Genomic DNA, 15,420 nt, shown 5'->3' with positions numbered 1-15,420 from the left:
TATAACAATGAACAATATGAAAATAAAAAACATCATAGGATGCGTGGCGTTGCTCGCCACATTTACGGCATGTGATGATATGTTTTCGCCTGCTATCGAAAACAATAGAGGTATACAGGAGATGTATAACGAACCGGCCTATGCCCAAGGACTTCTGGGATATGCCTATGCCATGCTCCCTTATGACACCCGAAGTGTGAGCGATGTGGCCACAGATGATGCCGTAACGAACGACCGGTCGAATAATCTGCAGAAAATGGCTCAAGGGGCTTGGAACTCTGCTAACAATCCGGTGTCTCAATGGCAGGCTCGTAAGGCCACCATTCAATATCTCAATATTTTTCTTGAAAATGTAGATAAGGTGGTGTGGGCCAAAGACGAGAAAGTCAATGCGATGTATTGCGACCATTTGAAAGGTGAGGCTTATGCGCTTCGTGCCTTGAACATGTATTATTTGCTGATGGCTCATGCAGGAAAAACATCGGATGGGCGGATGTTGGGTGTTCCTAAATTGACAAGCTCTGAAGGAGCTTCTTCGGATTTCAATCTGCCAAGAAATACGTTTCAAGAGTGCTTGGACATGATCTTTGAAGATATTGATGCTGCTTTGCAATTGCTTCCTTTGGATTATGTGAATGTGAAAGATGCTGATATCCCTGCAAAGTATAAAGCAAATGGTGTAACAAATGCCGGTGACTACAACCGGGTGTTTGGTACTTACATGCGTGGCCGTATGAGTGCGCGCATTGCAGAAGCCATTCGGGCACAAGTAGCTTTGTTGGCCACCAGTCCCGCTTTCATAGAGGGTACCACGATCAATCAAGCAACAGCTGCCGATTATGCTGCAATAGTGTTGGATCGCATAGGCGGTGTTTCAGGTATTGCTCCTAAGGGACATACGTGGTTTATGAATACGGCAGAGATTGATAATTTAGGTTCGGGAGCTGTGCCGGCCGAAATTATCTGGCGCGGAAATATATCCAATGGAGATGCTGATTGGGATATCGGGCTTCAGACCGAAAAAGACAATTTCCCTCCTTCGCTCTATGGCAACGGACGTATCAATCCTACTCAGAATTTGGTAGATGCTTTCCCTATGGCCAATGGATATCCCATTGATGATGCGTTGAGCGGTTATTCAAAAAAGTCTCCTTATGTTGGTCGTGACCCGCGTTTGGCACAGTACATCATCTATGATGGTGCAAACTTCAAAGGAAAAACAATTACTACAGGTACCTATACTTCCGACAATGATGGGCTGAACAAGCAAGCTACTTCTACTCGTACCGGATATTACATGCGTAAGCTCTTGCGTGAAGATTGTAGTGCCAATCCCAGTGCACTGAATGCGCAGAAGCACTATACGGCACGAATCCGTTACACAGAGATTTTTCTGGCTTATGCTGAGTCTGCCAACGAAGCATGGGGACCTACCGGTAAAGGAAATCACGCATACAGTGCGTATGATGTTATCAAAGCCATCCGTGCTCGCGCAGGGGTAGGTGCGGATAACGGGGATGCCTACTTGGAGAGCATTAAGAACGACAAAGACAAGATGCGTCAGCTTATTCGCAATGAACGTCGCATAGAGCTTTGTTTCGAGAATAAGCGTTTCTGGGACTTGCGTCGTTGGAAAGCTCCTTTGACCGAGCCGGCTCAAGGCATGCAGGTGAGCAAAGCAGGCGATGAACTGACCTATACGGAGATTAAAGTAGAAGACAGAGTATATAAGGATTATATGTACTATGGTCCTATACCTTATGACGAAACGATGAAATGGGGAAACCTGGAACAAAATGCAGGTTGGTAATCTATTGTGTGTAATAAAAAAAAGTAGAACGAAATGAAACTAATTAATATATTATCAGTATTGGCAGTGGGGGCATTGATGGCTTCTTGCGAAAATCTAACAGTTACGTTTCCTGATTATGAGGGAGGTACTTCCGTGTATTTCGCCTATCAATATCCGGTACGCACACTGATCTTGGGAAACAGTACAACCACCCCTGTGGATAATGACCGTAAGTGCATCATCTATGGTGCAATGGGTGGAGCTTATAAGGGAAAGGATATCACGGTAGACATTAAAGTGGACAACACCTTGACGGATAATCTTTATTTTCCCGATGGTTCGGTTGTGCAGCCCATGCCTGCCGAATATTATACCTTAGGAAGTGATAAACTTATTTATGGTGGAGACTATATGGGAGGTGTGGAAGTACAGTTCACTGATGCTTTCTTTGCCGATCCCAAGGCCTTGAAGAACACGTATGTAATTCCTCTGATGATGACGGGGGTAAAAGGGGCTGATAGAATACTGGCCGGCACTCCCCTGATTGAAGGCGATAAGCCTGCACACACAAATTCGGAGTATTGGAGTGTACAACCCAAAGATTATGTGCTCTATTGCGTGAAGTTCATCAACCCTTGGCATGCTACTTATTTGCGTAGGGGAGTGGATGTTATTACCGAGAATGGAAAAACAACAACGGTAGTAAGACATACCGGCGATGTAGAGAAAAATGAGGTATGTAAAATGACCACGTCGGGTCTGAAGCAAACGCTTTATCCCGTTACCACCACCGTGGCATCTACTCAGGCAAAACTGGCTTGCGACTTATTGCTTACCTTCAATGATAAGAATGAATGTGTGATTACCTCTGCCACTGCCGGATACACAGCATCCGGTTCCGGAAAGTTTGTGGAAGCAGGCGAGAAAAAGAGCTTTGGAAACAAAGACAGAGATGTGATGTATTTGGAGTATAACATTGATTTTGGAGCACAGAAGTATGCTACAAAGGATACACTGGTAGTACAAACACGTGGCGTGGTGGCAGAGTGGTTTACTCCTACATATAAAGCTAATTAAGTTATGAAAAACATGGAATTATGAGAAAGTTACTATCATTATTATTTGTGGCTACATTGTTCTCTTGCGCCGATGATGTGATTATGGACTACAAAATAGACAAACCGGCATCTTTGGAACAGTACGAATACCTCAACGCTTACGAGGCATTGAAAAATTATGTAGACCGCGCAAGCAATCCGAACTTTAAGCTGGGATTGGCCATTTCTGTCAATCAGTTTCTGGAGAAAGGTGGAGTTTATGCCCTGGCATGTTCCAATTTCGATGAGCTGACAGCGGGCAATGCCATGAAGTATAGCTCTGTGGTTAGAGATAATGGTGCAATGGATTTTTCTACTGTCGCCAATTTTGTGAATCTGGCAAAAGCTGCAAATCTCACTATCTACGGGCATACGTTGGCTTGGCATTCGCAACAGAACAATAAGTATCTGAATTCGCTGATCAAGGATAAGGAACTTAAGGTAGATCCAAATGCGGCGAATAATTTTATTGTCTACAATACGGGTACTGCCGGTGCAAATCCTTGGGATAAGCAAGCAATTTACTCGCTTCCGGTGGCATTGGAAGCCGGTGCTGACTATACACTGACTGTTGACATTAAAGCTTCTGATGCTTGCCAATGCGGCCTTTGGCCCATCTGGGATGCGAGTCCTAATAAGAACCAATGGGGTGGAAGTAATGATGTGCAATACTTGAATGAAAATACTATCGGTACCCAATGGGCTACTTATACATGGAAGTTCAATGCTGCATTTACTCACGATAAATTGCAGTTTGTGTTTGGAAAGCATGGCGGTACAATCTGTTTTGATAACCTTGTGCTTGTAAAAGATGGTACGGACGCCAACCTCATTAAAAACGGTGATTTTGCGGAGGCTGCTACAACCGGTTGGGGAAATAACTGGCAAGGGCCTTCCTTTGAAATTGGTAAGGAAGGTACAGCTTCTGCCATTTATTACCTTAATCAGGTAGAGAATAGTAAAATGCAGGCTGGAGGAAGCATGGCTAACTTTGTCGTTCGCGAGAAAGGTAAAGCTGATGTACCCGGTACTATTATTGAAGGACAAGGTCCGGAAGGTATGAATTGCACGAAGATAACTTCTGTTGCAAATCCTAGTCAAGATTGGGATACTCAATTCTTTATTTATACCCCTAATAAAGAATGGGCAAGTGGGCAGAAATATAAAATTTCTTTTTGGTATAAAGCTTCTGCTGAAGCAGATTGTTCAACACAATGTCATGGCGAACCGGGAGCTTATAAGCATTGGGCTATGCTTCCTCAAAATCCTCATTTCACACAAGAGTGGCAGTACTATGAAGCGACGGGAAGTATTCCGGCAGAGGGTGCCGGTATGAAATCTATCGCCTTTAATCTCAACGTAGACAAAAATGCCGTAACATATTATTTTGCCAATATTGTTTGGGAATCGGAGGAAAAGGGAAATACTATCCCCCTCACTCCTGCCGAGAAGAAAGACACCCTTACATGGGCTATGAACAACTGGGTGGAAGGTATGATGAAAGCAACGGGTGGTTATGTCACTACTTGGGATGTGGTGAACGAAGCCATCGCAGGCGGTGGCGATGACGGCGAAGGCTTCTATCCTTTGCAATCCGCCAAGAACGTATCGGCAGAAGATGCCAAGAACAACTTCTATTGGCAAGACTACTTGGGAAGCGAAGACTATGTACGTATCGTGATAGCTGCTGCCCGCAAGTATTATGCCGAAAACGGTGGTACGGCTCCGTTGAAGCTCTTCATCAACGACTACAATCTGGAATCCGACTGGGACGACAATAAGAAAGCCAAGAGTTTGGTACACTGGATTGAGAAGTGGGAATCCGACGGCGTGACGAAGATTGACGGTATCGGCACACAGATGCACGTAAGCTGCCATGCCAATGCTGCCATGCAGAAGAGCAAGGAAGAGCACGTGGTGAAGATGTTCGAGATTCTGGCCAAAAGCGGCAAGTTAGTGAAGATTTCCGAACTCGACATGGGCTATGTGAACGAAGACGGCAAGAGCGTGAAGACGGCAGACATGACCGAAGCGCAGCATAAAGCGATGGCCGAGTACTATAAGTTCATCGTGAAGAAGTACTTCGAGATTATTCCTGCTGCACAGCGATATGGCATCACCCAGTGGTGTGCCACCGACAGTCCTGCCGATTCGGGTTGGCGCGGTGGCGAACCCGTAGGTTTGTGGGATGCCAACTACAACCGTAAACACACTTACGCAGGCTTTGCCGATGGCTTGGCAGGAAAATAACCATTTAATCAATAACCTTGATGGTAGAAGGCATTACGCTTTCTACCATCTATACCTCATCAGTTAAACAAAGAAAACTGAAGTATTATCTTTAAGAGACATGAAGCATATTCCCGTTTTTTTCCTCTTTTTCTGCCTGTCTTTTTCTGCTTGTTCCGAGGAGTCTCTGCCACCTGAGCCGAAACCCAAGCCACAGCCGGAAGTGGAAGAGCCGCAGCCGAAGCCTGAACCGGAAGAGGTAGTGACCAATGTGTTGCCCGCCTTGAACGTGGTGGGGCGTTACTTGAAGAACGAAAAGGGAGAAATCGTCAACCTGCATGGATTTACGCAGACTTACAGCCCTTTCTTCAACAACAACGCATGGAACAACTATGATGTGCAAGCCTGTCTTGCATACAACAAACGCATGGTGGACGAGATACTGGCGGCAGGCTGGAAGTTCGACTTCGTGCGGATGCACCTCGACCCTTATTGGAGCGACGACCCCGATATGAAGTCCGTGCGCTACGAAGGACACGAACGCTTCTCCGAAGCCCGTTTCAGGAAATACCTCGACGCGCTGTTTGTGCCGATGGCGGAGTATTTCATCTCCAAAGGCCTGTATGTGGTGATGCGTCCACCGGGCGTATGTCCGCACGCTGAGCCTTACAAGGGTATCGAGTTGGGCGACAGTTATCAGTTCTTCCTCCTCAAAGTGTGGGACATCGTGGCGCAGCATCCCAAGCTGAAGAACAACACGGGCGTGATGTTCGAGCTGGCCAACGAGCCTGTCAACATCAAAGGGACTGACGGCACTTACGGCAGTTGGGGCGATGGGCACTTCAAGAATCTCAAGCTGTACTTTCAGGAGATAGTGAATAAGGTTCGCAAGCATTGCCGCAACGTCATCTGGGTGCCGGGATTGGGCTACCAGTCTTTGTATGCCGGCTATGCCAAGCATCGCATCGAAGGAGAGAACATCGGCTTTGCAGTGCATTGCTATCCCGGATGGTATGGCAGCGACGCCGAAGAAGACAGTGCCGAGGGCATAGGAGCATCTGTGGGTGGAGGTTACGAGAGCTTCCTGCGTGGATGGAAGGTACAGGTAGGGCCGGTATCGGCTTTCGCCCCCATCATGGTGACGGAGATAGACTGGGCGCCGAAGAAGTACAACGCCACTTGGGGAAAGAGCATCACCGGCGTGGCGGGAGGAAAAGGCTTCGGGGCTAACTTCAAGCGCATTGCCGACGACGAGGGGAACGTGTCTTGGCTGTTCTTCACCACGAGGTCGCACGAGTTGGCGGCTTTCAAGGACGTGGAAGGTACGCCGGGCAACTACACTTTCCTCAACGACCCCGAAGCATGCGCATGGCCCATATACCATTGGTTTAAGGAATATGCCGAAGCAAAGAACAACAATTAGCCCCAAAGCAGCCGGGGAGCATATAAAGAATAAGAATAAATAATACTTATCGGTCTGATGACCGGTTTGGGTTAAATAATCGACAAGCAAAAAAGAACGAAAAATGAGAAACAAGAAAACAGTATTGGCCGGCCTGCTTGCCATCGTGGTGGCGGCTTGCGGTGCGCAGACAGCCGTAAAGAAAGAGGCGACGTTGAAAGATGCGTTAGGCGATAAGTTCCTTATCGGCACGGCGTTGAACACGCGGCAGTCGTCCGGACAAGACACGAATGCCGTGAAGGTGGTGAAAAAACATTTCAATACCATTGTGGCCGAGAACTGCATGAAGAGCGAAGTGCTTCAGCCCGAAGAGGGGCGTTATGACTTCCGTCAGGCCGACGAGTTCGTGAAGTTCGGCGAAGACAACGGCATGACGGTGACGGGACATTGCCTTATCTGGCACTCGCAGTGCCCCCGTTGGTTCTTGGTGGACAAAGACGGGAAGAACGTTTCGGCCGAAGTGCTGAAGCAACGCATGAAAGAACACATCACAACTGTTGTGAGCCGCTACAAAGGCCGCATCCTCGGTTGGGACGTGGTGAACGAGGCAATTATGGAAGACGGTTCGTACCGCAAGAGCAAGTTCTACGAGATATTGGGCGAGGAGTTCATTCCGCTTGCTTTCCAATATGCCCACGAGGCCGACCCCGAAGCGGAGCTCTACTACAACGACTACAACATGCACGAACCCGGCAAGCGCGCCACGGTGGTGAAATTGGTGAACGACCTGAAGAAGCGCGGCCTGCGCATCGATGCCGTGGGCATGCAGGGGCACGTAGGCATGGACTATCCCGACCTGTCGGAGTTTGAGGCAAGCATGGAAGCTTATGCGGCAACCGGTGCGAAGGTGATGATTACGGAGTTCGACATGAGCGCACTGCCCACCATCAGCCGCTCGGCCAACGTGGCAGACAGGGTGGATTTTGAGAAGAAGACGTTGAATCCCTATCCCGACGGCCTGCCCGACAGCGTTTCACTGGAATGGAACGCACGCATGGAGACGTTCATGAACCTCTTCATCAAGCACGCCGACTACGTGACCCGTGTGACGGCATGGGGCGTGAGCGACCGCGACTCATGGAAGAACAACTTCCCGATGCGCGGACGCACGGACTATCCGCTGTTCTTCGACCGCGAATATCGTCCGAAACCTTTCGTGCAGAAACTCATCGACGGCGCAGCGAAGTAAAGTGCTCCTTGCCGTTATAATAATTACTTTTACTTAGTCTCCACCTTAAAGAATAAGATTCTGAATATGAAGAAGAAAAGACGGATGTGCCTTCTGATGACTGCTCTCGAAACTGCATATGTCGGTGTTGAAACCGTTGAAAACCGGCATTGTTTTCGAAAAGATTGTCGTGGATTACGGAGGTTATAGAGAGTTATTGGTTCATGAACGAGTCTCCTTGCAGGCGCGAGCCGTAGCGTTGGAACGAAAAACATCGGGAGAATCCCCGGTCGGATATACCTTGTTTTAAAATCTTTAATTGAAATATCATGAAAAAAGTTTTTTTATTTGTTGTCTGCGTCCTCTGCGCCCTGCTGGTGAAAGCAGAAAAAGAGCCATACCGGAATCCTGATTTAAGTTCGACGGAAAGAGCGAAGGACTTGCTCTCGCGTCTTACATTGGAAGAAAAAGCACAACTAATGTGCGACGTCTCCGAAGCCATTCCCCGGCTGGGAATCAAGAAGTTCAACTGGTGGAGCGAGGCGCTGCACGGCGTGGCCAATCAGGGAAACGTCACCGTGTTTCCCGAACCGATAGGAATGGCGGCCTCGTTCAACGAAGACCTGTTGTTCCGCATCTTCACCGCCACATCCGACGAGATGCGTGCCAAGTACAACGAGCGTATGCGCAACGGGCAGGAAGATGAACGCTTCCACAGCCTCTCGGTATGGACCCCCAACGTAAACATCTTCCGCGACCCGCGCTGGGGACGCGGACAGGAAACCTACGGCGAAGACCCTTACCTGACATCGCAGATGGGAATAGCCGTGGTGAAGGGATTGCAAGGCCCTGAAAACGAGAAATACCGCAAGCTGCTGGCCTGCGCCAAGCACTATGCCGTACACAGCGGCCCGGAGTGGAGCCGCCACTCGGCCAACTTGAACAACGTGAGTCCCCGCGATTTGTGGGAGACCTACCTGCCTGCCTTCAAAGCATTGGTGCAGAAGGCCGATGTGCGCGAGGTGATGTGTGCCTACCAGCGTCTGGACGATGACCCCTGCTGTGGCAACAGCCGTCTGCTCCAACAAATCCTGTGCGACGAATGGGGCTTCAAGTACATGGTGGTTTCGGATTGCGGTGCCATCTCCGATTTCTGGACTTCGCACAAGTCTTCGTCCACCGCCATGCATGCCGCCGCCAAAGGTGTGTTGGCCGGTACGGATGTGGAGTGCGGCTTCGGCTATGCCTACACCGAACTGCCCAAAGCCGTGAAGCAGGGACTGATTTCGGAAGAGGAGATAGACAAGCATGTGCTCCGCCTGCTCGAAGGCCGTTTTGAGCTGGGTGAGATGGACGACCCCTCGTTGGTGTCGTGGTCTAAGATTCCGGCATCGGTCATCAATTGCGACGCGCACAAAAAACTTGCTCTTGAGATGTCAAGACAAACCATGACCTTGTTACAGAATAAGAATAATGTGCTGCCGTTGAGCAAGTCTGCCGGCAAGATTGCCGTTATCGGTCCGAATGCCGACGAGAAGGCCATGCTTTGGGGAAACTACAACGGGACGCCCAACCGAACCGTCACCATTCTGGATGGCATACGCGGTAAACTCGGCAAGAACAAAGTGACCTACCTGAGAGGTTGCGACTTGGTGAACAACCGCATTCTGGAATCCTATCTCGACCAATGCGGGATAGACGGTAGACCCGGCATCAAGGCCACTTTCTGGAATAATCCCGACCGCGCAGGCGAACCGGTTTCCTCGCTTCGCACCACTCGCCCCATCAACGTGACCACTTACGGGCAACATACGTTCGGTCCGGGCGTCAACCTCGAAAAGTTCTCTGCCAAATATGAGACGGTGTTCAGACCGAAAGAATCGAGCGAGGTACTTCTCAGCATGGAAGGATGCAGCTATTTCGAACTGTTCGTCAACGGCGAGTCCATGCGCAAGGAACGCACGTGGCGTACCACCGACACACGCACCCTGCTGCAAGTGGAAAAAGGAAAAGAATATAAGATAGAGATATTGTATGCACAGGTAGAGAATTGGGCGGCCAACCTCAAGTTCAATCTTGGGAAAGAGACCGACATCGACTACGGACAGAGCATAGCCCGGCTGAAAGGCATTGAGACTGTTGTGTTTGTAGGAGGAATCTCTCCGCAATTGGAGGGTGAGGAGATGCCGGTGGAACTGCCCGGATTCAAAGGTGGCGACCGCACCGACATCGAACTGCCTGCCGTGCAGCGCAACTTCTTGAAGGCTTTGAAAGAAGCGGGAAAGAAAGTGATTCTGGTCAACTGTTCAGGTTCGGCCATTGCCCTGCTGCCCGAAACGGAGAGCTGCGACGCCATCCTTCAGGCTTGGTATGGTGGCGAACTGGGCGGCGAAGCGGTGGCCGACGTGCTGTTTGGCGACTATAACCCTTCGGGCAAGTTGCCGGTGACATTCTACAAATCGAGCGACCAACTGCCCGATTACGAAGATTATTCAATGAAAGGGCGCACCTATCGTTATATGTCCGATGCGTTGTTTCCTTTCGGCTACGGATTGAGTTACACCGACTTCAGCTTCGGCGAGGCACGGGCGGACAAGGCGAAACGCACACTGATCGTGCCCGTGAGCAACACCGGTAAGCGTGCCGGTACGGAGGTAGTGCAGGTGTACGTGCGTAAAGTGGGCGACACCGACGGACCGTTGAAGAGCCTGAAAGCTTATCAGCGTGTCTCCCTGAAGCCGGGCGAAAGCAAGGACGTGGTGCTGCAACTCTCGGACGAGGCGTTTGAATTCTTCGACCACAGCACGAACACCATGCGCGTGACGCCGGGTGCCCGGTATGAGGTGTTCTACGGCAACAGTTCCAAGGATGAAGACCTGAAGATGATAGTGATGGATTGAGAATAGAAAACGAACATTGCCCTTTTGCTAATGAAAAACAAATCAATCATATCGGCATTTGCCTTTCTGTGCCTGACGTTCGTTGCGACGCAGGCACAGAACCCCATTATCCGCGACCAGTTTTCGGCCGATCCCACGGCCAGAGTGTTTGAGGGAAAGATGTACGTCTACCCTTCTCATGACATACCAAGTCCCATAGAGCGGCTGAAGGAGTGGTTCTGCATGGCCGACTATCATGTGTTTTCCTCCGAAAACCTGACCGACTGGAAAGACCACGGCGTCATCGTCAGTCAGGAGCGTGTCCCGTGGGTGCAGCCCGAATCGTATTCCATGTGGGCGCCCGACTGCGTCTTTAAGGATGGCAAGTACTACTTCTATTTCCCATCCACGCCACGTGGCGGAGAGAGGGGCTTTGCCGTGGGAGTGGCTGTGAGCGATAAACCATACGGTCCTTTTATTCCACAGATGCGTGCCATAGAAGGCGTGAGGGGCATCGACCCTTGTGTGCTGACCGACAAGGACGGGCAGAGCTACATCTATTGGGCAGGCGGTGGCATGTGGATGGCAAAGCTGAAAGACAATATGCTGGAACTGGCTTCCGAACCCGTGCAAGTGCAGAAGTTGCCCGATGGGTTCAAGGAAGGCCCTTTCGTCTTTGAGCGCGGCGGCAAGTATTATTACACTTTCCCGTGGGTGCAGGACAAGACCGAAACATTGGCCTATGCCATGGGCGACCATCCGATGGGACCTTTCGAGTTTAAAGGAATCATCATGGACCAATCCCCTACCGGATGCTGGACAAACCACCACTCCATCGTGGAGTATCAGGGACAATGGTATCTATTTTATCATCATAACGACTATTCGCCGCAGTTCGATAAAAACCGTTCGGTGCGGGTAGATTCGCTCTCTTTCAATGAGGACGGAACGATACGCAAAGTAATTCCCACTCTGCGTGGGGTAGGAATCACGGATGCCCGTACCAGAATCCAGATAGACCGTTACAGCCGTACGGCTCCCACCGGAGTCTCCATCGCATTCTTGGACGAGGCCGATAAATTCCGGGGGTGGAAAGCGGTCTTCAGCAGAAAGAATGCGTGGCTGCAATACGACCGGGTGGACTTCGGCAATGAAAAGGTGGAGAGGCTGACGGTACGCGCCCGTTCGTTCTCTGCCAATGTGCTGCAAGTGCGGGCAGGCGGAAAGGACGGAAAGTTGATAGCGTCTGTGCCCATCCCGCGCAGCAAGGAGTGGACAGAGAGCTGTGTAGCTGTGGCCTCGGCTCCGCAGGGAATACATGATCTGCACATCTCGCTTCAGAAAGGCGGAAAGGTGGAAGTGGATTGGATAGGTTTCGATGCCCTTCCGTGGGAAGCCGGCGCGTTCGAGACGAGGCAGTACCGCAACCTGTTCGCCGAGATGGGATACAAGCAGGCCGACATCGACGCCAAACTGAAAGAGGCATTCGACGGCATCTTCTACGGACCTGACAAAGTCTATTTTGAAGTGGGCGATTCGATGGCCTACATCAGCGATGTCAAGAACCACGACGTGCGCACGGAGGGCATGTCCTACGGACTGATGATTGCCGTGCAGTTCGACCGCAAGGATATCTTCGACCGCCTCTGGCGTTGGGGAAAGAAATACATGCAGCATCAGTCAGGCCCGATGAAAGGATACTTTGCATGGAGCTGCAAGACCGACGGTACGCGCAACGCACAAGGTCCGGCCTCGGATGGCGAGTTCTATTACGTCACGTCGCTCATCTTCGCCTCCAACCGTTGGGGAAACGATACAGGCATCGACTATCTGGCTGAAGCCCGGCACATACTGGACTGCTCCATGCAGAAGACCGGAATGGATCGTGTGGTGCCTTTCATCCATACGGAGCGTAAGCTGATAACCTTTACGCCCGATCCGTGGGGCGGGAGCTTCACCGACCCCTCCTATCACCTGCCTGCCTTCTACGAGGTATGGGCAAGATGGGCGGACGACGGACGGGCAGGCTTCTGGCGCGAGTGCGCCCGGCAGAGCAGGGAGTATCTGCACCGCAGCATTCACCCCGTGACGGGACTCAACCCCGACTATAACAATTACGACGGTACATTGCTGGGCGGCAACCGCATCATCGGCGATGCTTTCCGTTTCGACTCTTGGCGTGTACCCATGAACATTGCGTTGGATTATTCTTGGGCATGCGAAGATGCCAAATGGCAGCAACAGTACGGGAACAAGATACAGAACTTCTTCTACAACGAGGGCATAGACACTTTTGTAGATCAGTATAATGTGGACGGCACGCAGGTAAAGGAGATTTTGGATGCCGGGGGATATAAAAAGTTACGCCACTCCTTGGGGCTGGTGGCCACTGCCGCAGCCGTGTCGCTGACCGTCACCCATTGCAAGAGCCGTGAGTTCGTAGACCGCCTTTGGAATGCAAGACATGTGCCTTATGAAGACGGCTATTTCGATGCCTATTACGACGGACTGCTCCGGCTGTTTGCTTTCATGCACCTGAGCGGGCAATACCGGATTATCTTTCCCGAAAGATGAGGAGCAGAAAAAAGGCCGGCAAGAGGCCGTTTTGCAGGGCATCGGTGTCTGCCTTCAAAACACTTGTGTTTGTCGTGTCAGGCACTTGTGTCTGTCAGCTCAAACACAAGTGCCTGTCGGCTCAAACACCGGTGTTTGACAAAAGGGCTGCGAATGCCTGAAAAAGAAACCTCCTCCTTGAGAGGCAGAACGCAGAACAAGAGCATGATACAGAGATATACAACAAACGATTTCCGGCAACGGAGAGGTCGTGATGGCGAATCAATAATCTATATGACATGAAAAAGGTTTTATTTTCCGTCCTTTTGTGGGTGGGGTTATTCTTGGCAGGAGCCGAGGCTTTTGCGCAAGACGAGAATTTTTATGTTTATCTGTGTCTCGGACAATCGAACATGGAAGGTAGTGCACATTATGAAGCACAAGACACATTGGTCAATCCGCGTTTTCAGGTACTGTCGGCGGTAGACAACAAAGAATTGGGCAGAGTGAAGGGCAACTGGTATCCCGCCCGTGCCCCGCTGTGCCGCCCTAATACGGGGTTGACGCCTGCCGATTACTTCGGGCGGACAATGGTGGAGAATCTTCCGGAAAACGTGCGGATAGGTGTGGTGCACGTGGCCGTTGGAGGTTGCAGGATAGAACTTTTCCAGAAAGACAAGCGTGAGGCGTACGTCAAGACAGCTCCCGACTGGATGGCCGGTATATTGAAGGCGTATGACAACGACCCGTACGGCCGCTTGGTGGAGATGGCCAAGATTGCCCGGAAAGACGGCGTGATAAAGGGCATCCTGCTGCATCAAGGCGAATCGAACACCGGTGAGCAGGATTGGCCGCAGAAAGTAAAGAGCGTTTATGAGAGTTTGTTGGCCGATTTGAACCTGAAGGCCGAAGAGGTGCCTTTGCTCGCAGGCGAAGTGGTCAATGCCGACCACGGAGGCGTGTGTGCAAGCATGAACCCGATTATCGCCACCCTGCCGCAAGTAATTAAGAATGCTGCCGTTGTCTCTTCCAAAGGCTTGAGCTGTGCCGCCGACCACCTGCATTTCGATGCTGCCGGCTATCGGGTGTTGGGACGTCGCTATGCCGAGCAAATGTTGAAGCTGATGGGCAAGGAGCTGATTACGGCGGAAGAGATAATGAAGAGCACGACGCCTGCTTCTACCAACATGCACGGGTGCGACTTTCCCCGGTTAGATAAAGAAAACCGTGCTTATTTCCGCATTCACTCGCCTCACGTGAAGCGTCTTCAGGTGGATATATGCGGCAAGAAGTACGATATGAGCAAGGATGAAAACGGCTGGTGGACAGCCAAGACCGAGCCGTTGGTGGTAGGTTTCCACTACTACTTCCTGCTGGTGGACGGTTTTTCCGTCATCGACCCCATGACCACTACTTTCTTCGGGTGCAGCCGCATGGCAGGTGGCATCGAAGTGCCCGAAGGAGAAGAGGGTAATTACTATCGCACGCAGCACGTGCCCCACGGACAGGTGCGCACATGCACGTACTACTCTGAGACGCAGCAGCGTTTCCGCCGTTGTGTGGTATATACGCCTGCCGAATACGAAACGAAGCCCAAGAAGCGCTATCCGGTGCTCTACCTGCAACACGGCATGGGCGAAGACGAGACCGGCTGGAGCACACAAGGACTGATGTACAACATTATGGACAACCAGATTGCCGAAGGAAAGTGCGTGCCGATGATCGTGGTGATGGAGAGCGGCGATGTGGAAGTGGGCTTCCGTCCCCGTCCCGGCAAGGATGTGAACGAAGAACGCAACCTGTATGGCGCCTCTTTTGCCAAGCTGATGATAAACGACCTCATCCCTATGATAGACAAAACGTTCCGCACCTATACCGACCGCGAGCATCGCGCCATGGCGGGATTGTCTTGGGGAGGTAAGCAGACGTTCGACATCACGCTGACCAATCTGGATAAGTTCTCCTATATCGGAGGTTTCAGCGGCGCCATCTTCGGCTTGAATGTAAAACACGCCTTTAACGGTGTGTTTACCGATGTCGCTGCTTTCAACAAGAAGGTGCACTGCTTGTTCCTCGGATGCGGAACCGAAGAAAACATGGGAACCGCACAATTGGTGAAATCGCTCCGCGACATGGGCATTCGCGTAGCTTCGTATGAGTCGCAAGGCACAGCGCACGAATGGCTTACTTGGCGCAGATGCCTGAATGAGTTCCTGCCGAATCTGTTTAAATAGACCATT

Annotated in this window: 7 protein-coding genes and 2 pseudogenes; all 9 read left to right on the top strand. The window is 50.8% G+C overall.

The window, feature by feature from the left end; all coding sequences use genetic code 11:
- Nucleotides 1-16 precede the first annotated feature (16 nt).
- The 9 genes and pseudogenes from C4H11_RS06935 (at nt 17) to C4H11_RS06900 (ending at nt 15,414) form a co-directional block, all read left to right on the top strand.
- Nucleotides 17-1,810, top strand: a complete 1,794-nt coding sequence (locus C4H11_RS06935; protein ID WP_106043206.1) for a RagB/SusD family nutrient uptake outer membrane protein — start codon at nt 17-19, stop codon at nt 1,808-1,810.
- Between the two features lie 33 nt (nt 1,811-1,843).
- A complete protein-coding gene (locus C4H11_RS06930; RefSeq protein ID WP_106041008.1) occupies nt 1,844-2,869 on the top strand; it encodes a DUF5627 domain-containing protein in 1,026 nt (341 codons plus the stop codon).
- Nucleotides 2,870-2,889: 20 nt separating this feature from the next.
- A complete protein-coding gene (locus C4H11_RS06925) occupies nt 2,890-5,139 on the top strand; it encodes an endo-1,4-beta-xylanase (RefSeq protein WP_106041007.1) in 2,250 nt (749 codons plus the stop codon).
- Between the two features lie 100 nt (nt 5,140-5,239).
- A pseudogene (locus C4H11_RS06920) lies at nt 5,240-6,523 on the top strand (cellulase family glycosylhydrolase); the annotation flags it as partial.
- 121 nt (nt 6,524-6,644) lie between these two features.
- Nucleotides 6,645-7,769: an endo-1,4-beta-xylanase gene (locus C4H11_RS06915; RefSeq protein WP_106041005.1), complete on the top strand. Its 1,125-nt coding sequence runs from the start codon at nt 6,645-6,647 to the stop codon at nt 7,767-7,769.
- 308 nt (nt 7,770-8,077) lie between these two features.
- Nucleotides 8,078-10,648, top strand: coding sequence for a xylan 1,4-beta-xylosidase (gene xyl3A, locus C4H11_RS06910; RefSeq protein ID WP_106041004.1), 2,571 nt, complete (start codon nt 8,078-8,080; stop codon nt 10,646-10,648).
- Between the two features lie 30 nt (nt 10,649-10,678).
- Nucleotides 10,679-11,947: pseudogene (locus C4H11_RS14695) on the top strand (family 43 glycosylhydrolase); the annotation flags it as partial.
- Nucleotides 11,948-11,995: 48 nt separating this feature from the next.
- Nucleotides 11,996-13,201 (top strand): glycosyl hydrolase family 8, encoded by a 1,206-nt coding sequence (locus tag C4H11_RS14690; RefSeq protein WP_442556120.1) that lies wholly within the window; start codon nt 11,996-11,998, stop codon nt 13,199-13,201.
- A 278-nt stretch (nt 13,202-13,479) separates the two neighbouring features.
- Nucleotides 13,480-15,414, top strand: coding sequence for a sialate O-acetylesterase (locus tag C4H11_RS06900; protein ID WP_106041002.1), 1,935 nt, complete (start codon nt 13,480-13,482; stop codon nt 15,412-15,414).
- The last annotated feature ends 6 nt before the right edge of the window (nt 15,415-15,420 follow it).

Origin of the sequence: Bacteroides zoogleoformans (assembly GCF_002998435.1) — a bacterium.
GTDB lineage: Bacteria > Bacteroidota > Bacteroidia > Bacteroidales > Bacteroidaceae > Bacteroides > Bacteroides zoogleoformans.
The sequence above is the reverse complement of the archived record's forward strand: the minus strand, read 5'-3'. Positions and strand labels throughout refer to the sequence as shown.